We start from the raw sequence: 17,343 nt of genomic DNA on the forward strand, positions 1-17,343 counted from the left end.
ACTTACTGGCAAGGTTCTCTGAAATAGCACCTTTTTTGTTACTTATGCCGGATTTGGCAGATTAGGTTTCAGGTAGCCTGCAATCGGTGAAAGGCTACCTGAAAGCGCCGCTTCAACGAAGTTAAAACGAATGTAGCAAGTTTCTATGCAACTAAAAACAGCCAGGCGAATTTGCCATGAACCAATCATCCGTCATTGAAAAGCTGCATCGCGTGTACACCGATTTCCTTGCCTGGAAAAGCGCCGAGTTCGGCAAGCAAGCCGAGCAGGAAATTGGCGGCGAATGGGAATGTAACTATGCCGCCATGCCTGAAGTGTGGGCGGCGTGTTTTGATTTTGTGCAGCAAATCCCTGCGCACGCATGGCAGCCCGAACAGGCCCGGCAGCTGCTTTACCTTACCGCGCGCGACAACGAAAGCGAATACATCGCCGGAATGCTGCCCGAGCCAGCCTTGCTGCGGCTGTGCGAAACCTATCGGCAGCAGCCTGCGTATGATGCGGGCTGGCAGCTGGCCGTGCAGCTCCCATGCCTCTCCAGCCAAGCCGTTGCATGGCAATGGGCGGAATTTTTCTGCAACGACCCCGACGAATACACTTGCCGCCGCGCCCTGATGGTGTCTGGCAGCCTGCATGCGCCGCACACCGAACGCTATGCCGAACACTTTTGGCAGCGCGGCATCTACCGTGACGTTGCCGGCTTGGATGCGGATGAATACCAGAAAATTGCCGTGTTGCAGGCCTTGGCCGCTATGGGCTCGCCTTTGCTGCCGCAATATTTAAGTCTGGCTAAGCAAGATGGGCGGCAGTATTTGGTGCAGCAGGTGCAGGACTTGGGCGGTGGATAGGTGGCTTCCGGCTTCTACAGAAACGTACGGCCATTTTTCAGGTAGCCTCTACCCCATTGCAGGCTACCTGGAAACCATCAAACAGATTGAATACACGAAAAAACAGTCCGCTTGTGCTGGCTGTTTATGTATCTGGGGAAAGTTTGGCCAGAGTAGCTTGGATTAGCAAACCCAGCAAAGCCATTGGATTTCTGAAATGTTGGGGTATGAATTGGCCTACGTTTGCTGCTTGAACCGATCATTAGAAAAGGCTACCTGAAATTTTTCAGGTAGCCTTTTGTTCAAACACGAATTAAAGCGGTTTAGTCTTCGCCGGCAAATGCCAACAGCAGGCGCAGGAGGCCGGTGAAGATGTTGTAGATGGCAACAAACAGCGTGAGCGCGGCGCTGATGTGGCTGTCTTCGCCGCCTTCGATGATCACGCGCACCTGCCACATAATCAGCACGGAGCTCACGATCACAAACAGGGCGGATACGGTGAGCGAGAGCGCGGGAATGCTCAGGAAGAGGTTGGCTATCATAGCGATAAAGGCCACCACAAAGCCCACGGTAACGAAGCGGGCGATGCTTTTGGTTTGGAAGGTTGGCGATTTGGCCATGGCTGCCATGCTCAGGAACACGGCGGCAGTCATCACGGCGGCAATGCCGATGAGTTCGATGCCGTTGGAAAGCGCCAGGCTGTAGTTCAAAATCGGGCCGAGCGAGAAGCCGAGGCCGAAAGTGAGCACCATCAGCAGGGCAGCGCCCACATTGCTGTAGCGGTTTTTCTCGATCAGGAAGCACATGCCGTAGAAGAAAGCGAAGAAAATGCCCACGCCAACCCAATAGCTGTTGGAGAAGCTGAACAGGCTCAAGCCGGTGGCCATGGCGACGAATGCGCCGGCAGCTGCCGGGAGGAACGAAAGCCCGAGCAAGCCGTAGGTTTTGCGCAAAAGGGTGTTTTGCGCGGAAACATTGCTGCCCACGTCGGTGTAGTCATAAACATTGCGCGGTTGCATGTGGAAAAACTCCTCTTGAATATCAAATAAGAAAGAAACGAATGCGGATTGTAGCAGCAAATACGCCGTTTGCAAAAATTCAGCCGGCCGCTGCTGCTGCCTGCTTCGGCCGTTAAACAGCAAGATGGGGCGGCACGGTAGCTTTGCAAGCGTTGGAACATATATTTGGCTATAATTCAGCACTTTCTTTTCTCTGCCGCGCACACCATGCCTGCTCCCCGCTACGCCGTTTTCGGCAACCCAGTGGCCCACAGCCGCTCACCGGCCATCCACCAAATGTTTGCCGCCCAAGAAGGCATGGCAATCGAATATGAACGATTGCTAGCCGAGCCAGGCTGCTTCGCCCAAGCTGCTGCCGCCTTTTTCGCTGCCGGCGGCGTGGGCGCAAACGTAACCGTGCCTTTCAAAACCGATTCCTGTGCCTGGGCAGACAGCCTTTCCGAACGCGCCCGTGCCGCCGGCGCAGCCAACACCTTAATCAAACAGGCTAACGGCAAAATCCATGCCGACAATACCGACGGCATCGGTTTGGTGGCCGATATTAGCCGCAATTTTCAGGTAGCCCTAGCGGGCAAACGCATCCTCATTATCGGCGCGGGTGGCGCAGCGCGCGGCGTGATTCTGCCTCTGCTCGAATGCCGTCCCACCAGCCTCAGTATTGCCAACCGCACCACGGCCAAAGCGCAAGAGCTGGCTGCCATTTTCGGCATCCGTGCTGCCGAGTTGGGCCAACTGCCTGCTGCTGGTTTCGATATTATTATCAACGCCACCTCCGGCAGTCTGAGCGGCCAAGTGCCTGCCATTGCCCCTGCCGTGTTTGCCCAATGCGAACTCGCCTACGACATGGCCTATGGCCGCGAGCCCACCGCCTTTATGCGCTTCGCCGCCGAAGCAGGCGCAGGGCGCAGCGCCGATGGCGTGGGCATGCTGGTGGAGCAGGCCGCCGAATCCTACCGCCTCTGGCGCGGCTTTTCCCCCAAAACCGCCCCCGTACTCGCTGCCCTGCGCGCCGGAGAGATTTAGCGCAAACCTGCCAAAGGCTACCTGAAACTTTAGCTTGGCAGACACTTCACTTTCTGCAGAAACTTCGTTGAAGCTGCGCTTTCAGGTAGCCTAAAAATCCTTTATAATCCGATCCTTTTTCCAAATCGCGGTTCGCAACCCTCCCGCGTTACCAAAACTAAGGACTCCCATGCGCAACAAAGAAGAGCTCAGCGGCCTCTCCCTGCTGGGCAACACCGGCACGCAATATCCCTCAACCTACGCCCCCGAAATCCTCGAAGCGTTCGACAACAAACACCCCGGCAACGACTACTTCGTCAAGTTCGTTTGCCCGGAATTCACCAGCCTGTGCCCGCTCACCGGCCAGCCCGATTTCGCCACCATCCTGATCCGCTATATCCCCGATATCAAAATGGTGGAAAGCAAATCGCTCAAGCTCTACCTCTTCAGCTTCCGCAACCACGGCGACTTTCACGAAGATTGCATCAACATCATCATGAAAGATCTCATCAAGCTGATGAACCCGAAATACATCGAAGTGTTCGGCGAATTCACCCCGCGCGGCGGCATCGCCATTCATCCGTTCGCCAACTATGGCCGCCCCGGCACACCGTTCGAGCAAATGGCGCGCGAGCGGCTGTTTACACACGATATGCAGTAAGCCTGCGGGCTACCTGAAACCCATGCTGCTTGCTGAAATTAAAAACCGCGCCGCCTCTCTTCCCCCGCTGGATAACGCAGCACTGGCTGCCGAAGTTCAGCAGCTAAAACAGCACGGCGCGGCATGGCTGGCCTGTATTGCCTTCGTGCAAGCCAACCGCCGCATCAGCCTGAACGAAGCCAAACGGCTCGCCTTTTCCCTGCCGGTTTTCAGCAATGAAGACAAAGCCGCTTTTGAACAGGCCTGCCAAATCATGCAGGCAGAGTTTGAGCAGGAAACATAGTGGCAATATTTTCAGGTAGCCTCCACACCAGCCTCCTAAATTTATAGAAAACATCATGCCCCACACCCTTCCCACCCACTACGCCGGCCAGCCGCTGCCAGCGGAATACCTCGCCATGATTGGCCAAGCACGCGGCATTCGAGTGTACGAAACTGCTAATGGCGAAGACGTAGATTTCTACCCGCCTGCCCTGCTGTGCGAAACCGAGCGCAACAGCCTGCCATACTACGCCCGCCTCTCCGATCCCGAGTTCTACTTCAAAGCCACCGAAACCAGCAGCGATTGGCCGCAATTGTCGCTGGAAGAAATACAGCAGGGCTTCACCATCGGCAGCCACAACGAAGGCAGCCTGTTCCTCCTGCCCAACCAAGCCGTTTGGCTGATTTACAGCGATTTGTTCTACCAAAAAATTGCCGACCACTTCAGCCAATGGTTTGCCGGCCTCAGCTTCTCCTTTGAAGCAGGCGGCGAAGACTAAGGTTCGCCACATTAACCCAAAGGCTACCTGAAACCCAGTTTCCAACCCCGCGCGGTTCGCAACCCTCCCGCGTAGATTTTTATCTAAACCAAAACTAAGGACCATTATGCAAAACTACCGCTTCACCTCCGCCCAACAGCAGCAAGCCCTCCGCTGGCTCGTTTTCTTCCACATCCTGGTGATTGCCGCCAGCAACTATCTCGTGCAATTCCCCTTTAGCGTCACCCTGCCCAACGGCTTTGAAGTGCATTCCACCTGGGGCGCGCTCAGCTTTCCCTTCATCTTCCTCGCCACCGATTTAACCGTGCGCATTTTTGGCCAAAGCCTCGCCCGGCGCATTATCTTCTTTGTTATGTTCCCCGCCTTGCTCGTTTCTTATGCCTTTTCCGTGCTGTTTCAAGAAGGCGCCTGGACAGGCTGGGGCGCGCTTGCCGTGTTTGTGATGCCCGTGTTCCGCATCGCCCTGGCCAGCTTTGCCGCCTATGTTGTCGGCCAAATTCTCGATATTGTCGTGTTCAACCGCCTGCGCCGGCTGAAATCCTGGTGGATCGCCCCCGCCGCTTCCACCTTCGCCGGCAACGCCGTGGATACCGTGCTTTTCTTCTCCATCGCCTTCGCCGGCAGCAGCGATGCCTTTATGGCCGCCAACTGGCCGCACATCGCCTTTGTCGATTACCTGTTCAAACTCGTGATCGGCACGCTCTTCTTCCTGCCCGCCTACGGCCTCATCCTCAACATCCTCACCCGCAAGCTCACCACCTTGCATCAAACTGTTGCCACCGAAGCCGTATCCGCCCAGCCGGAAGCCGCCGGTCAATCCAATTAAACTTTCAGGTAGCCTTTGGTGTGCTCAAAGGCTACCTGAAACATCAAACCGTAGGCCGGGCATTCATGCCAAACAATTGTTTCAGGCGCAAATATCAGGCATAAATCTGCCTGCCGGTGGCTGGTGTGGTTGCACCAGCATAAATATTTTCAGGTAGCCTAGGCTACCTGAAACCATATAAATCAAACCCCAAAGATTGCCTAAACCCGCTATGCCCCTCCTCACCCACATCCTCGCCAGCGGTCACACCATCCAGCTCCACCTCAGCCGCCGTGCCAAAAAAAACATCATCCTGCGGGCGCACAGCGCACACAGCCTGCGGCTCAGCATCCCGCCGCAGCTAAGCCTGCCCGAGTTGCGCCGCTGGCTGCAACATAATGAAACCGCTCTGCAGCAAATGCTCCGGCACAGCCCCGCTCCGGCTGCAGCCCCCAGCCATATCTGGCTCTACGGCCAGCCGCACCAACTGCAATCCCACGACCAAGCCGCCATCCAAATCCAGCCAGGCCGCATCCTCCTGCCCGCAGCCGAATGGACGCAGCAGCAAGCCCGCCTGCGCTTACACCTCCAGCCGCTGGCCGAAGCCTACCTCCTCCCCCGCCTCGCCGCACACGCCCAGCGCCTGCAGCTCATTCCCGAACACACCGCCCTCAGCCGCGCCAAAACCTTCTGGGGCGTATGCCGCCGCCGCAACATCCACCTCAACTGGCGGCTTATCGGCGCACCCGAATACGTGGCCGACTACGTTTGCGTGCACGAACTCGCCCACCTGCGCCACCCCAACCACAGCCCCGCCTTTTGGGCAGCAGTCGAACAACACACCCCGCACCGAGCCGCTGCCACTGCTTGGCTCAAACAGCATGGCCGCGAGTTGTTTCTGCTGGGCTGAACCAGTTTTCAGGTAGCCTGAAGCCCGCAGCCTGCCAGGAACCTGTTACAATCTGCCTCCCTAGCAAACACCTACCAAGGACAAACCATGCGAATCCTCCATACCATGCTGCGCGTTGGCAACCTCGACGCTTCTCTCGCCTTCTACCAAGAAGTGCTCGGCATGAAACTTCTGCGCCGCAAAGATTACCCCGAAGGCCGCTTCACCCTCGCCTTCGTCGGCTACGGCAGCGAAGACGAAACCGCCGTACTCGAGCTCACCCACAACTGGGATACCGCAAGCTACGACCTCGGCAACGCCTACGGCCACATCGCCATCGAAGTGGAAGACGCCTACGCCGCTTGCGATGCGGTGCGTGCCAAAGGCGGCAAAGTGGTGCGCGAAGCCGGCCCGATGAAACACGGCAATACCGTTATCGCCTTCGTGGAAGACCCAGATGGCTACAAAATCGAGTTTATCCAAAAACACGGCCGTGAAGATTAATACCATCGGCAAAAAGGCTACCTGAAAAGTTTCAGGTAGCCTTTCTTTATGGCAAAACGATAGGGCTTATGCCCGGTCTTCATTCAAAGGCTTGAGCATGATGCAGCGGCGTACGCTGTAATAGGCTTCCTGGCGCAGCCAGGGGAGTTGGGCAAGCTGTTGTTCTTCTTCGGCGGCATCGTCTTGGTTGTCGATCATAAATTCTATGTTCGTCGTTTCGTTGTCCGATTGGGCGTAGAAGAAGCGGATTAAATGATATTGAGCTGTGAGGTTTTGATGGCAGATGAGGGATTGCAGCGTGCTTTCTAATGCCTCGGGAATGATGTTGCCGATTGTTTCCGCATCGCCGCCGTCGGTGTCTTCGCCCAGTTTTTTCGTTGTCCAGTCGCCCAAAATGGCTTGGAAACGGTTGCCGTTGTGGGCTGTCCAGATTTCGTGGGGGCAATGGTTTTCGCTAGGGTTGAACGCATCCAGCAAAACATGCAGGCTGTTGGTGCAGAAGCTGTGCAGGTTGCACGAGAGGGCTTCTTCCAAATTTTCGCCGATGTCGCCGCAGCATTCGTAAAGTTCGCGCCCGTCGGGCAGGGTAATGCCGACATCGAAACGGCTCACCACCACACCGTTGGCGTGTTCGCGCGGAAATACCCAGGTTTCGAACTGCACGGGCACGGCGAAATCGGGCAGGATTTTTTCCCCTTGCGTTTGGCAGGCATAGCCGTGGGCTTGCAGGATTTCGGCGAGGGCTTCGTTGAGGTTTAGGGTATCGAGTTCTTGAGGTTCCATGGGTTTGCTCTTGAGGCTACCTGAAAAATATGCTGGCTGGTAGGACTATGTTGTTGGAAGTCTAAAGTAGCTTTAGCGCTATTTGGTCATTTCGCTAATACAGCGCCGTACGCTGCGTTTGAATGAAACCAAGCGGTGCCCTGGCGTGGCAGAATAGATGTCGTCGATCAGGCAGCGACCGTTTGGGCTGCATTGCAGCACGAATTGCACTTGGGTGGCTGAGAAATCGCCGGGAAACTGCTGGAATACGGCTTCGATTCGGCCGTTGGCCAGTGGCCGGATGTTCAGCGTCCGGTTTAGGCTGGCTGAATCCCAATCCTGCCCGGCAATAATCGGGTCGTAATCGATGCAGCCGACTTCATTCGGTGGTGTATGCTGTTTGTCTTCTTGGTATACAGCCTGTAGATCGGCGGAAAAGTGGTGTTCTGGATGGGCATGAACGGTATTGCCGTTTTGATAGGGTACATATAGGTTATGGATCAAGGCCAGTTTTTGTGGGCGGAAATTGTCTGCTCCGGCTGTTGTGGCGCAGGCAAGCAATAGGGCGATCAGAATATATTTTTGCATATTGCTCTCCTAATAATGGTGGGCTGAAACAATGTTTCTTCATTATATCAGTTATATAAAAGGCTACCTGAAACTTTCAGGTAGCCTTTTGCCATACGGGAAAGCTTAATGCCTAAAATGCCGCACGCCCGTTACCACCATGGCAATGCCGTGTTCGTCCGCCGCGTCGAAGACTTCCTGATCGCGCATCGAACCTGCGGGGTGGATGATGGCTTTGATGCCCTGTTCGGCGATGACGTCCACGCCGTCGCGGAACGGGAAGAAGGCATCGGAGGCGGCACACGCGCCGTTTAAGTCCAAACCTGCGTCCTGCGCTTTGCGGGCGGCGATGCGGGTGCTGTCCACACGGCTCATTTGGCCTGCGCCGATGCCGTAGGTTTGGCCGCCTTTGCCGAACACGATGGCATTGGATTTGACGTATTTGGCGACGTTCCAGACAAACAGCAAATCGTTCCACTCCTGCTCGGTCGGTTGGCGTTTGGAGACGACTTTCAAATCGGCGCGGCTGAGGCGGTGGATGTCGGGCGTTTGTACCAACAGTCCGCCGCCGACGCGCTTGAGTTCGAAGCGGTTCGCGCCTGCTTCCAGAGGCACTTCCAATACGCGCACGTTTTTCTTGGCGGCGGCGATTTCGAGGGCTTCGGCGGTGAACTTCGGCGCCATCAGGACTTCCATAAACTGGTTGTCGGTAATCTGTTTCACCGTTGCGCCGTCCACTTCGCGGTTGAAGGCGATGATGCCGCCGAACGCGCTGGTGGTGTCGGTGGCGTAGGCGAGTTTGTAAGCAGTCAATGTATCGGCTGCAACGGCGACGCCGCACGGATTGGCGTGTTTCACAATCACGCAGGCGGGCGCGTCGAAGGATTTGACGGCTTCCCATGCGGCATCGGCATCGGCGATGTTGTTGTACGACAATTCTTTGCCTTGTAGTTGTTGGTATGCGGCGAGGCTGCCTGCGGCGGGGTACACATCGCGGTAGAACGCGGCGCGCTGGTGCGGGTTTTCGCCGTAGCGCATATCTTGCACTTTAATCCAGCTTTGGTTGAACTGGCTTGGGAATTCACCGATTTCAGGCGTGCCGCTCAAGACGTCGTCTGAAAGCGAGGTCAGGTAGTTGGAAATCATGCCGTCGTATTGGGCGGTGTGGCTGAACGCTTTGCGCGAGAGGTTGAAGCGGGTTTTGTCGCTCAACGCGCCGCCGTTGGCTTCCATTTCGGCGGCGACGGCGGGGAAGTCGGCGGTGTCGGTAACGATGGCGACGTGTTTCCAGTTTTTCGCGGCGGAGCGCACCATGGTCGGGCCGCCGATGTCGATGTTTTCAATCGCGTCTTCCAGCGTGCAGCCGGGCTTGGCGATGGTGGCGGCAAAGGGGTAGAGGTTCACGCACACCAGGTCGATATTGCCGATGTCGTGCTCTTCCATGGTGGCAACGTGATCAAGCAAATCGCGCCGGCCGAGAATGCCGCCGTGGATTTTCGGGTGCAGCGTTTTCACGCGGCCGTCGAGCATTTCGGGGAAGCCGGTGTAGTCGGACACTTCGATGACGGGAATGCCCGCATCGGCCAAGAGCTTGGCTGTGCCGCCGGTGGAGAGGATGGCCACGCCGAGCTTGTCGAGCGTGCGGGCAAATTCGACGGCGCCGGTTTTGTCGGAAAGACTGATCAGGGCACGTTTGATTTTGGGGAGCATGGGGATTCCTTATGTAGAGTGGGATGATGGGGAGGAATGGGCTACCTGAAATTTCAGGTAGCCTCATTCATCAACGGTTGTTCTGGATGCGCTGGCTGGCGCGGCGGGCGGCTGGGCTGTTGGGGTAGGTTTGCATCAGCTTGCGCCAGGTGGCGCGGGCGATGTCGCGTTGCTGCATGCTCCATTGGCAGCTGCCAACGCTGTAGAGGGCTTCGGCGGCTTTGGGGTTGGCGGCGAAGCGGGTGGCGAAGCGTTGGCCGGTGAGGATGACGGATTCGCAGTTGCGCAGTTTTTCGTGGCTCTGCATCAGCAGGAAGAGGGCGTTTTGTTCGGTGCGGCCGCCGCTGCCGCTGCGTTCGGCAAAGCGCAGCTGCTGCAGGGCTTGGCTGTAGAGGCCGCTGCGGTAGAGTTGCATGGCTTGTTGGTAGGCTTGCTCTTGCGGGTTTTCCGCTGGAGCGGTGGCAGGCTCGGCGCTGCTGTGGCTGGTGCTGCGGCGGGAGGCGGCACTGGCATCGAGGAGCTGGGTGAGTTGTTGCTGGCGTTGTTGCAGCTCGCTGACTTGGCTGCGCAGTTCGGCGACTTGCTGTTGCAGTTGGCCGATTTGCTGGTTGTGGGCGTTGAGCTCGGTTTCGATACGCTGCTGGGGCAGGGGGCTGCCGGCAGGGGCTGGCGCTGCGGGGGGCAGGGCGGTGCAGGCAGCGAGGCCGCAGAGGGCGGCGGGGATGATTAGGCGCATGGGATTTCCTCGGGATGACGTTTGCGCAGCAGGGTGAGGCCGTCGCCCAAGGGCAGGGTGAGGGCGGCTACGCGGGAGTCGGTTTGCAGGGATTGGTTGAAGGCGCGGATGCGCTCGATGGATTCGGGCGCAGGTTCGGCATTTTCTTGATACACGCGGCCGCCGAGCAGGAGGTTGTCGATAGCGATGAGGCCGCCTGGGCGCAGTAGGGTGAGGCAGCGTTCGTAGTAGTGGGCGGTGGGCGGTTTGTCGGCGTCGATCAGGGCGAAATCGTAGCTGCCGCTGCGGCCTTGCTGGATGAGTTGGTCGAGCGTGATGAGGGCGGGCTGGAGGTGGAGCTCGATTTTGTGCTCCACGCCGGCTTCGCGCCAGAAGCGACGCGCGGTGTTGGTGTAGGTGATGTTGATGTCGCAGGCGGTGAGGCGGCCGTGTTCAGGCAGGGCGAGGGCAACGGCGGTGCTGCTGTAGCCGGTGAACACGCCGATTTCTAGGCAGCGTTCGGCGCGGATGAGCTGCACGAGAAAGGCGAGGAGCTGGGCTTGCTCGGCGGCCAGGTGCATTTTGCCCATACGGTGCTGCGCGGTGGTTTGGCGCAGGCGTTGCAACACTTCTGCTTCAGGCGGGTTGATGCTTTTCAGGTAGCCTGCAAGGCCGGGGGGCAGATGGTCGGTGGCTGCGGTCATGGCGCGGCGCGGGGTTTAGTAGGAATAGTAGGTGTAGGGTTTTTTGGCGACTTTGCCGTCGGCGAAATCGGCCTGCTCTTCGGGGTTGAGCTCCACATCCCACAACAAACCGCGGTTTTGGAGGCGGCGTTCTTGCTCTTCGGGGTGTTCTTCGATGTATTTTTGCAGGAACTGGGTGGCGTCGGATTGGTAGTTATACATGGTGTGTTTTCCTGTGGTGCGGGGTAGTGGCGATTATAACGGAAAGAGCTTGGTTTGGCAGCCGTTGCGGCGAAAGGTTATACTGCGCACTTTATCTTAAGCACGCGCCTGCACGCACACCGCAGGCTACCTGAAAAACAAGAATTGAGAACACACCCTATGCTGACTAGATGGCTGCGCAAAATCCTGCCGGGCAAACCTGAAGCCGCCGCAACGCATTCGCACAAACAGGTGCTGCCGCAAAACGAACACGGCATCACGCCAGACGGGCTCAGCTATGCGGCGGAAAAAGTGGTGTCGCGGCTGCAACAGGCCGGGTTTGAGGCTTATGTGGTGGGCGGCGCGGTGCGCGATTTGCTCTTGGGCATCGAGCCGAAAGATTTTGATGTGGCCACCAATGCCCGCCCCGAAGAAGTGCGCAAAGTATTCCGCCGCAGCCGCATCATCGGCCGGCGCTTTCAGATTGTGCACGTGATGGTGGGGCCGGAAACGATTGAAGTCACCACCTTCCGCGGCGGCAACCGCCCCGCGCGGCAAAACGAACACGGCCGCATCATGCAAGACAACAGCTACGGCAGCATGGAGCAAGACGCCGCCCGCCGCGATTTCACCTGCAACGCCCTGTATTACAACCCCGCCCGCGGGGAAATCACCGATTTCCATCACGGCGTGGCCGACATCCGCGCCAAACGCCTGGTGATGATCGGCGACGCCCGTGCACGCTATCAGGAAGACCCGGTGCGCATGCTGCGTGCCGCCCGGCTCTCCGGCAAACTCGGTTTTCAGGTAGCCCCCGATACCGCCGCGCCGATTGCCGAATGTCTGCACCTGTTGCCCAAAGAGCCGCTGGCGCGCCTGTTCGATGAAGTGATGAAGCTCTTGTTTTCCGGCGCGGCCATCGACTGCCTCAAACAGATGCAGGCCTTGGGCATGGACGGCCAAAGCGTGCACCCCCTGCTTGCCTGCGCCTTGGAAAGGCTACCTGAAAACCAAGGGCGCGGCATCGTGGCGCTTGCCCTCAACAGCACCGACAACCGCCTGCGCACCGACCAAGGCGTATCCGTGGGCTTTGTGCTGGCCGCCGTGTTGTGGCCGCAGGTGCGCGAAGCCTGGCAGCGCGCTCAGAATAGCGGGTTCAGAACCATGCCCGCACTCAGCGCCGCCGTGGCCGAAATCCGCGCCCACATGGAAAAAGGTTGGGGCGTGCCACATCGCTTCACCGCCTCGATGCGCGAAATCTGGCAGCTCCAGCCTCAGTTCGAGCACCGGCGCGGCGCCCGCCCATTCCGCCTGCTTGCCCAGTCCCGCTTCCGCGCCGCCTACGATTTCCTGCTGCTGCGCGCCCGCGCCGGCGAAGTAGAGCAGGGCATTGCCGACTGGTGGACCGCTTTCCAAGAAGCCGACGAAGAACAGCGAAAACAGATGATTCAAGCCGCCGAACAACGCCACGACAGCGGCGACGCACCGGCCAAAAAACGCCGCCGGCGCAAGAAGAAAACAGGCGCGGCAGATAAGGGCGCGGCTGAATAGGCGGGATTTGCTTGAAGTAGCCGTAGTTCGGATCCTCGAATCCGACACCTCATTCAAAGGCTACCTGAAAATCCCGCCGACTCCGTTTTCAGGTAGCCCAATTCTAATCACTCCATGATTAAAAACACCAAATGAAGCAAGCCATTATTGCCTTGGGCAGCAACCTCGAACAGCCCGTTTCCCAGCTGCAAAGCGCCCTGGCCGCGCTGGCGGCGCACCCGCAAGTGCAGGTGCTGGCGGCTTCCTCGTTTTACCGCACCGCGCCGGTGGGTTATGCCGACCAGCCCGACTTTATTAATGCCGTGGCGTTGCTGGCTACCGATTTGCCCGCTGCCGAACTGCTCGCGCTGCTGCACCAAACCGAAGCCGCCGCCGGCCGCGTGCGCAGCTTCCGCAATGCCCCGCGTACGCTGGATTTGGATTTAATCGACTACGCCGGCCAAATGCTCGACAGCCCAGCCTTGCAGCTGCCGCACCCGCGCGCCCATCAGCGAGGCTTCGTGATGATTCCCCTGGCCGAAATCGCCCCGCAGCACATCCTGCCCGGCCAAACCGCCACCGCTGCCGAGCTGGCCGCAGCTCTAGGCAATGAAGGTGTGCAACGTTTGGATGAAACAGAGAGTTAAGTTTTTCAGGTAGCCTTCAATAGGCTGCCTGACCCCCGAAAGGCTACCTGAAACATTCCAAGGAGAGACCATGCAGGCAGACTACCGCTACATCGTTGTGGAAGGCCCCATCGGCAGCGGCAAATCCCCGCTCAGCCGCAAGCTGGCCGAACATTTCGGCTGCACCCTCATCAGCGAGCAGCCCGAGCAAAACCCGTTTTTGGAGCAGTTCTACCTCAACGCCGCCAACCACGGCCTGGCCACCGAGCTCTACTTCCTGCTGCGCCGCACCGAAACGCTCAACCTCATTGCCGCCGCCGACGAAATCGGCAACGCCAACCACAGCATGCAGCGCGTGGTGAGCGATTTCCTGCTGGAAAAAGACCAGATTTTCGTGCCCACCGTTTTGCGCGAAGACGAGCAGGCGCTATATTGGCAGCTCAAGCAGAAAATCATGCCCGAAATTCCCGTGCCCGATTTGGTGATTTACCTGCAAACCAGCGCCGGTGCCGCCGAAGCGCAGCTGCGCAGCCGTGGCGACAACCACATCAACCTGTTTCCGCCAGGCTACCTGCAGCAGGTGCACGAAGAATACCACCGCTATTTCTATCTCTACGACCGCGCTCCGCTGCTGATTGCCAACACCGAAGAGCTGGATTTTGTGAATAATCCCGACCATTTCCAACTGCTGCTGCACGCCATCGCCAATATGCGCGGCAGCCGGCATTATTTGAACTTGAGCGAACGCTAGGGCGGAGAAGAAAGGCTACCTGAAAATTTTCAGGTAGCCTTTTGTTTGTTGGTTAGTGATAAGTGTTTTATTGAAGGCGTGTAGGTTGGATTGGGAAACCCAATATTTCACACTTTATTTATTGGGTTATGCTTGCAGCTAACCCTACCTACTCACTGGAAGAATAGCCTTCTAGGAAAAATAACAGATATGATGAATAATTTTTAATGCATATAAGAAATGAAATGAACACGATAGATTTAATTATTGATAAAATTGGTGATCAATTAAAGACATATAATATTTTAAGAAATTATACTTTTCTACCATTATCTGAAATAAAATCAAAGATAGATAATTATGAGATTATAGCTTCTGTAAGTGATATAAAATTAATAGAAATAAAAAAAATTAGAAAGCTTATTGATGAGTTAAATAATATAGGAACTAATGTAATCGTGAGAGATGTTACAGGAGCTATTAATTTAGGTATATTAGATAATATTATAGCTACCTATGAACAGATAGAGAGCGATATTGATGACTTGGATGAGGTTATGTTTTCTGGCGAATAAAATAATAATGCTTTCAATTATTCAGCGTAGTTGGTATAGGTAGGGTGCGTGAGCAAACTCATGCACGTGGTTGCTTGTTAAATAATTTGAAACCGCGTGCGTGCGGAACGTACTGCACCCTACACAACCCGTAACAGGGAGGCTACCTGAAACTTTGTGCTTTATCCTCCCCGTATAGTCCGTGTATGGCCGGGCTGCCGTTGCTGCCGTTTATACATCTCCCATTTACTTGTTCTAACAAAATTGCGCTGATGTTACCTGCGGGTTTCGTCTATACTTCGCCCTGCATTATCAAAGCTGGTTTTGAATTCGATCCTTGCCGCTTTCACGGCGGCAAACTGTGTTTAACCTATACTGAGGGAACTTTGATGAATCTACATGAATATCAAGCAAAAGAGCTGCTTGCGGGCTATGGTTTGCCGGTTCAGGGCGGGATTTTGGCCGCCAACGGCGAAGAAGCTGCCGCTGCCTACGACAAACTGGGCGGCAAATTTGCTGTGATTAAAGCCCAAGTGCACGCCGGCGGACGCGGTAAGGCAGGCGGCGTGAAAGTGGTGAAAAGCCGCGATGAGGCCAAACAGGTGGCTGAAAGCCTGATTGGCACCAATCTGATTACTTATCAAACCGATGCCAACGGCCAGCCGGTAAACAGCGTATTGGTGTGTGAAGATATGTATCCGGTGCAAACCGAGCTCTATCTGGGCGCGGTGGTAGACCGTGCCGCACGCCGCGTGGTGTTTATGGCTTCCACCGAGGGCGGTGTGGAAATTGAAAAAGTGGCCGAAGAAACCCCGGAAAAAATCTTCAAAACCGTGGTGGACCCGCTGGTGGGCCTGCAGCCCTGCCAAGCCCGCGAAGTGGCCTTCAAGCTGGGTTTGAAAGACAAGCAAGTCGGCCAGTTTGTGAAACTGATGACCGGCGCCTACCAAGCCTTCATCGAAAACGATTTCGCCCTGTTTGAAATCAACCCCTTGGCCGTGCGCGAAGACGGCAGCCTGGCCTGCGTGGACGGCAAAGTGGGCATCGACGGTAATGCTTTGTACCGCCTGCCGAAAATTGCCGAGCTGCGCGATAAATCGCAAGAAAACGAGCGCGAGCTGAAAGCCTCCGAGTTTGAGCTGAACTATGTGGCGCTGGAAGGCAATATCGGCTGTATGGTGAACGGCGCCGGCCTGGCGATGGCCACCATGGACATCATCAAGCTCAAAGGCGGCCAGCCGGCCAACTTCCTCGACGTGGGCGGCGGCGCCACCAAAGAACGCGTGGTGGAAGCCTTCAAGCTGATTTTGGAAGACAAATCCGTGAAAGGCGTGCTGATCAATATTTTCGGCGGTATCGTGCGCTGCGATATGATTGCCGAAGCCATTGTGGCCGCTGTGAAAGAAGTGAACGTAACCGTGCCCGTGGTGGTGCGCCTCGAAGGCAACAACGCTGAATTGGGCGCGAAGATTCTGAACGAATCCGGCCTGAAACTCACTTCCGCCGACGGCCTGAACGACGCCGCCGAGAAAATTGTTGCCGCCGTAAACGCCTAAGGAGAACAGAATGAGCGTATTGATTAATAAAGACACCAAAGTATTGGTACAGGGTTTTACCGGTAAGAACGGTACTTTCCACTCCGAACAAGCGATTGCCTACGGCACTAAAGTGGTGGGCGGCGTTACTCCCGGCAAAGGCGGCCAAACCCATCTGGGCCTGCCCGTGTTCAACACCATGAACGAAGCCGTGCGCGAAACCGGCGCCGATGCCTCCGTGATTTATGTGCCCGCGCCCTTTGTGCTGGATTCCATCGTGGAAGCCGTGGATTCCGGCGTGAAACTGGTGGTGGTGATTACCGAAGGCGTGCCCACGCTGGACATGCTCAAAGCCAAACGTTATCTCGAAACCAACGGCAACGGCACCCGCCTGGTGGGCCCGAACTGCCCCGGCGTGATTACCCCCGGCGAATGCAAAATCGGTATTATGCCCGGCCACATCCACCAGCCCGGCAAAATCGGCATCATCTCCCGCTCCGGCACGCTCACTTATGAAGCCGTGGCGCAAACCACCAAGCTCGGCCTTGGCCAATCCACCTGTATCGGCATCGGCGGCGACCCGATTCCGGGCATGAACCAAATCGACGCGCTGAAACTGTTTGAAGCCGATCCGCAAACCGAAGCCATCATCCTGATTGGCGAAATCGGCGGCACGGCCGAAGAGGAAGCGGCCGAGTTCATCCAGTCAAACGTGTCCAAACCGGTGGTGGGCTACATTGCCGGTGTAACCGCGCCCAAAGGCAAACGCATGGGCCATGCCGGTGCCATCATCTCCGGCGGCAAAGGCACGGCAGAAGAGAAATTCCGCGCCTTCGAAAAAGCAGGCGTGGCCTACACCCGCAGCCCGGCCGAATTGGGCAGCACCATGCTGGAAGTGCTGAAAGCCAAAGGCTTGGCATAATCTAGTTTGATTAGCTGATGAGGCTACCTGAAGATTTTCAGGTAGCCTTTTTTGCTGTGAGAGGCTACCTGAAAATTTTGTGCCAGCGTAATGCGTGGGGAGCAGCTTGGACGTGAATGCCCGATCTACTGCTGCGGAGTGGCCGGGCACTATAGTGGATTAACAAAAATCAGGACAAGGCGGCGAGCCGCAGACAGTACACACGTTACGGCAAGGCGAGCCAATGCTGTACTGGTTTTTGTTAATTCACTATATATGCGTTTCCCATTCCATTCAGACTAAGAAAGGTGTAGGAAATCGTCGCGTTGTTTACACCACAGGTTGAGAAAAGTAAGCCTGCAAG

At 56.6% G+C, this 17,343-nt stretch carries 21 protein-coding genes; 14 read left to right on the forward strand and 7 right to left on the reverse strand.

Translation table 11 applies throughout. The features are described from left to right. Window positions 1-176 precede the first annotated feature (176 nt). The gene (locus ACO6EE_RS02235; RefSeq protein WP_485958913.1) at window positions 177-845 is read left to right on the forward strand and encodes a hypothetical protein; all 669 of its coding nucleotides are present in this window, start codon (window positions 177-179) and stop codon (window positions 843-845) included. A gap of 302 nt (window positions 846-1,147) precedes the next feature. Here ACO6EE_RS02235 and ACO6EE_RS02240 read toward each other — a convergent pair whose 3' ends face one another. After that, entirely contained in the window at window positions 1,148-1,843 is a 696-nt protein-coding gene (locus ACO6EE_RS02240) for a Bax inhibitor-1 family protein (RefSeq protein WP_485958915.1), read from the reverse strand. A 207-nt stretch (window positions 1,844-2,050) separates the two neighbouring features. Here ACO6EE_RS02240 and aroE point away from each other — a divergent pair, with 207 nt between their 5' ends. The 7 genes from aroE (at window position 2,051) to gloA (ending at window position 6,465) form a co-directional block, all read left to right on the forward strand. Then, on the forward strand, window positions 2,051-2,866 hold the full coding sequence (gene aroE / locus ACO6EE_RS02245; protein WP_485958917.1) for a shikimate dehydrogenase: 816 nt from the start codon (window positions 2,051-2,053) through the stop codon (window positions 2,864-2,866). A 169-nt stretch (window positions 2,867-3,035) separates the two neighbouring features. After that, window positions 3,036-3,506, forward strand: coding sequence for a preQ(1) synthase (gene queF / locus ACO6EE_RS02250; protein WP_064105635.1), 471 nt, complete (start codon window positions 3,036-3,038; stop codon window positions 3,504-3,506). 22 nt (window positions 3,507-3,528) lie between these two features. Continuing rightward, window positions 3,529-3,789, forward strand: a complete 261-nt coding sequence (locus ACO6EE_RS02255) for a hypothetical protein (protein WP_485958919.1) — start codon at window positions 3,529-3,531, stop codon at window positions 3,787-3,789. 55 nt (window positions 3,790-3,844) lie between these two features. After that, complete coding sequence (locus ACO6EE_RS02260) at window positions 3,845-4,267, forward strand: hypothetical protein (RefSeq protein WP_485958920.1); 423 nt, start codon at window positions 3,845-3,847, stop codon at window positions 4,265-4,267. A gap of 106 nt (window positions 4,268-4,373) precedes the next feature. Continuing rightward, on the forward strand, window positions 4,374-5,093 hold the full coding sequence (locus ACO6EE_RS02265; RefSeq protein ID WP_485958922.1) for a 7-cyano-7-deazaguanine/7-aminomethyl-7-deazaguanine transporter: 720 nt from the start codon (window positions 4,374-4,376) through the stop codon (window positions 5,091-5,093). A gap of 211 nt (window positions 5,094-5,304) precedes the next feature. Further along, the gene (locus ACO6EE_RS02270) at window positions 5,305-5,982 is read left to right on the forward strand and encodes a M48 family metallopeptidase (RefSeq protein ID WP_485958923.1); all 678 of its coding nucleotides are present in this window, start codon (window positions 5,305-5,307) and stop codon (window positions 5,980-5,982) included. An 87-nt stretch (window positions 5,983-6,069) separates the two neighbouring features. Beyond that, window positions 6,070-6,465 carry a lactoylglutathione lyase gene (gloA, locus tag ACO6EE_RS02275; RefSeq protein ID WP_485958925.1) on the forward strand — a complete coding sequence of 132 codons (396 nt, stop codon included), beginning with the start codon at window positions 6,070-6,072 and terminating at the stop codon, window positions 6,463-6,465. Window positions 6,466-6,531: 66 nt separating this feature from the next. Here the strand turns inward: gloA and ACO6EE_RS02280 are convergent, their stop codons facing one another. The 6 genes from ACO6EE_RS02280 to ACO6EE_RS02305 form a co-directional block, all read right to left on the reverse strand. Next, entirely contained in the window at window positions 6,532-7,248 is a 717-nt protein-coding gene (locus ACO6EE_RS02280) for a DUF6348 family protein (RefSeq protein ID WP_485958927.1), read from the reverse strand. Between the two features lie 78 nt (window positions 7,249-7,326). Further along, a complete protein-coding gene (locus tag ACO6EE_RS02285; RefSeq protein WP_485958929.1) occupies window positions 7,327-7,815 on the reverse strand; it encodes a hypothetical protein in 489 nt (162 codons plus the stop codon). A gap of 105 nt (window positions 7,816-7,920) precedes the next feature. After that, window positions 7,921-9,504: a bifunctional phosphoribosylaminoimidazolecarboxamide formyltransferase/IMP cyclohydrolase gene (gene purH, locus ACO6EE_RS02290; RefSeq protein ID WP_485958931.1), complete on the reverse strand. Its 1,584-nt coding sequence runs from the start codon at window positions 9,502-9,504 to the stop codon at window positions 7,921-7,923. Between the two features lie 70 nt (window positions 9,505-9,574). Then, window positions 9,575-10,240, reverse strand: coding sequence for a tetratricopeptide repeat protein (locus ACO6EE_RS02295; RefSeq protein WP_485958933.1), 666 nt, complete (start codon window positions 10,238-10,240; stop codon window positions 9,575-9,577). Further along, window positions 10,231-10,923: a class I SAM-dependent methyltransferase gene (locus ACO6EE_RS02300; RefSeq protein ID WP_485958934.1), complete on the reverse strand. Its 693-nt coding sequence runs from the start codon at window positions 10,921-10,923 to the stop codon at window positions 10,231-10,233. Before ACO6EE_RS02300 ends, ACO6EE_RS02295 begins: the two co-directional genes overlap by 10 nt. Before the next feature lie 15 nt (window positions 10,924-10,938). Then, window positions 10,939-11,124 carry a DUF3460 family protein gene (locus tag ACO6EE_RS02305; protein WP_485958935.1) on the reverse strand — a complete coding sequence of 62 codons (186 nt, stop codon included), beginning with the start codon at window positions 11,122-11,124 and terminating at the stop codon, window positions 10,939-10,941. A gap of 159 nt (window positions 11,125-11,283) precedes the next feature. On the opposite strand from ACO6EE_RS02305, the gene pcnB reads away from it, so the two are divergent. The 6 genes from pcnB to sucD all read left to right on the forward strand — a co-directional run bounded on the left by pcnB (window position 11,284) and on the right by sucD (window position 17,000). Next, window positions 11,284-12,654: a polynucleotide adenylyltransferase PcnB gene (gene pcnB / locus ACO6EE_RS02310; RefSeq protein ID WP_485958944.1), complete on the forward strand. Its 1,371-nt coding sequence runs from the start codon at window positions 11,284-11,286 to the stop codon at window positions 12,652-12,654. A 131-nt stretch (window positions 12,655-12,785) separates the two neighbouring features. Further along, on the forward strand, window positions 12,786-13,280 hold the full coding sequence (gene folK, locus ACO6EE_RS02315) for a 2-amino-4-hydroxy-6-hydroxymethyldihydropteridine diphosphokinase (protein ID WP_485958937.1): 495 nt from the start codon (window positions 12,786-12,788) through the stop codon (window positions 13,278-13,280). 70 nt (window positions 13,281-13,350) lie between these two features. Beyond that, entirely contained in the window at window positions 13,351-14,010 is a 660-nt protein-coding gene (locus tag ACO6EE_RS02320; protein ID WP_485958939.1) for a deoxynucleoside kinase, read from the forward strand. A gap of 224 nt (window positions 14,011-14,234) precedes the next feature. Next, window positions 14,235-14,564, forward strand: a complete 330-nt coding sequence (locus ACO6EE_RS02325) for a 50S ribosomal protein L7/L12 (protein WP_485958940.1) — start codon at window positions 14,235-14,237, stop codon at window positions 14,562-14,564. Window positions 14,565-14,932: 368 nt separating this feature from the next. Continuing rightward, on the forward strand, window positions 14,933-16,099 hold the full coding sequence (sucC, locus tag ACO6EE_RS02330; RefSeq protein WP_485958942.1) for an ADP-forming succinate--CoA ligase subunit beta: 1,167 nt from the start codon (window positions 14,933-14,935) through the stop codon (window positions 16,097-16,099). A 10-nt stretch (window positions 16,100-16,109) separates the two neighbouring features. Beyond that, window positions 16,110-17,000, forward strand: a complete 891-nt coding sequence (gene sucD, locus ACO6EE_RS02335; RefSeq protein ID WP_003823180.1) for a succinate--CoA ligase subunit alpha — start codon at window positions 16,110-16,112, stop codon at window positions 16,998-17,000. Window positions 17,001-17,343 lie beyond the last annotated feature (343 nt).

It is taken from the genome of Eikenella sp., from assembly GCF_057315495.1.

Bases quoted from the DNA above. Each gene is read 5' to 3' on its own strand.
- ACO6EE_RS02235 (WP_485958913.1), top strand. From the start codon at position 177: ATGAACCAATCATCCGTCATTGAAAAGCTGCATCGCGTGTACACCGAT.
- ACO6EE_RS02240 (WP_485958915.1), bottom strand. From the start codon at position 1,843: ATGCAACCGCGCAATGTTTATGACTACACCGACGTGGGCAGCAATGTT.
- aroE (WP_485958917.1), top strand. From the start codon at position 2,051: ATGCCTGCTCCCCGCTACGCCGTTTTCGGCAACCCAGTGGCCCACAGC.
- queF (WP_064105635.1), top strand. From the start codon at position 3,036: ATGCGCAACAAAGAAGAGCTCAGCGGCCTCTCCCTGCTGGGCAACACC.
- ACO6EE_RS02255 (WP_485958919.1), top strand. From the start codon at position 3,529: ATGCTGCTTGCTGAAATTAAAAACCGCGCCGCCTCTCTTCCCCCGCTG.
- ACO6EE_RS02260 (WP_485958920.1), top strand. From the start codon at position 3,845: ATGCCCCACACCCTTCCCACCCACTACGCCGGCCAGCCGCTGCCAGCG.
- ACO6EE_RS02265 (WP_485958922.1), top strand. From the start codon at position 4,374: ATGCAAAACTACCGCTTCACCTCCGCCCAACAGCAGCAAGCCCTCCGC.
- ACO6EE_RS02270 (WP_485958923.1), top strand. From the start codon at position 5,305: ATGCCCCTCCTCACCCACATCCTCGCCAGCGGTCACACCATCCAGCTC.
- gloA (WP_485958925.1), top strand. From the start codon at position 6,070: ATGCGAATCCTCCATACCATGCTGCGCGTTGGCAACCTCGACGCTTCT.
- ACO6EE_RS02280 (WP_485958927.1), bottom strand. From the start codon at position 7,248: ATGGAACCTCAAGAACTCGATACCCTAAACCTCAACGAAGCCCTCGCC.
- ACO6EE_RS02285 (WP_485958929.1), bottom strand. From the start codon at position 7,815: ATGCAAAAATATATTCTGATCGCCCTATTGCTTGCCTGCGCCACAACA.
- purH (WP_485958931.1), bottom strand. From the start codon at position 9,504: ATGCTCCCCAAAATCAAACGTGCCCTGATCAGTCTTTCCGACAAAACC.
- ACO6EE_RS02295 (WP_485958933.1), bottom strand. From the start codon at position 10,240: ATGCGCCTAATCATCCCCGCCGCCCTCTGCGGCCTCGCTGCCTGCACC.
- ACO6EE_RS02300 (WP_485958934.1), bottom strand. From the start codon at position 10,923: ATGACCGCAGCCACCGACCATCTGCCCCCCGGCCTTGCAGGCTACCTG.
- ACO6EE_RS02305 (WP_485958935.1), bottom strand. From the start codon at position 11,124: ATGTATAACTACCAATCCGACGCCACCCAGTTCCTGCAAAAATACATC.
- pcnB (WP_485958944.1), top strand. From the start codon at position 11,284: ATGCTGACTAGATGGCTGCGCAAAATCCTGCCGGGCAAACCTGAAGCC.
- folK (WP_485958937.1), top strand. From the start codon at position 12,786: ATGAAGCAAGCCATTATTGCCTTGGGCAGCAACCTCGAACAGCCCGTT.
- ACO6EE_RS02320 (WP_485958939.1), top strand. From the start codon at position 13,351: ATGCAGGCAGACTACCGCTACATCGTTGTGGAAGGCCCCATCGGCAGC.
- ACO6EE_RS02325 (WP_485958940.1), top strand. From the start codon at position 14,235: ATGAACACGATAGATTTAATTATTGATAAAATTGGTGATCAATTAAAG.
- sucC (WP_485958942.1), top strand. From the start codon at position 14,933: ATGAATCTACATGAATATCAAGCAAAAGAGCTGCTTGCGGGCTATGGT.
- sucD (WP_003823180.1), top strand. From the start codon at position 16,110: ATGAGCGTATTGATTAATAAAGACACCAAAGTATTGGTACAGGGTTTT.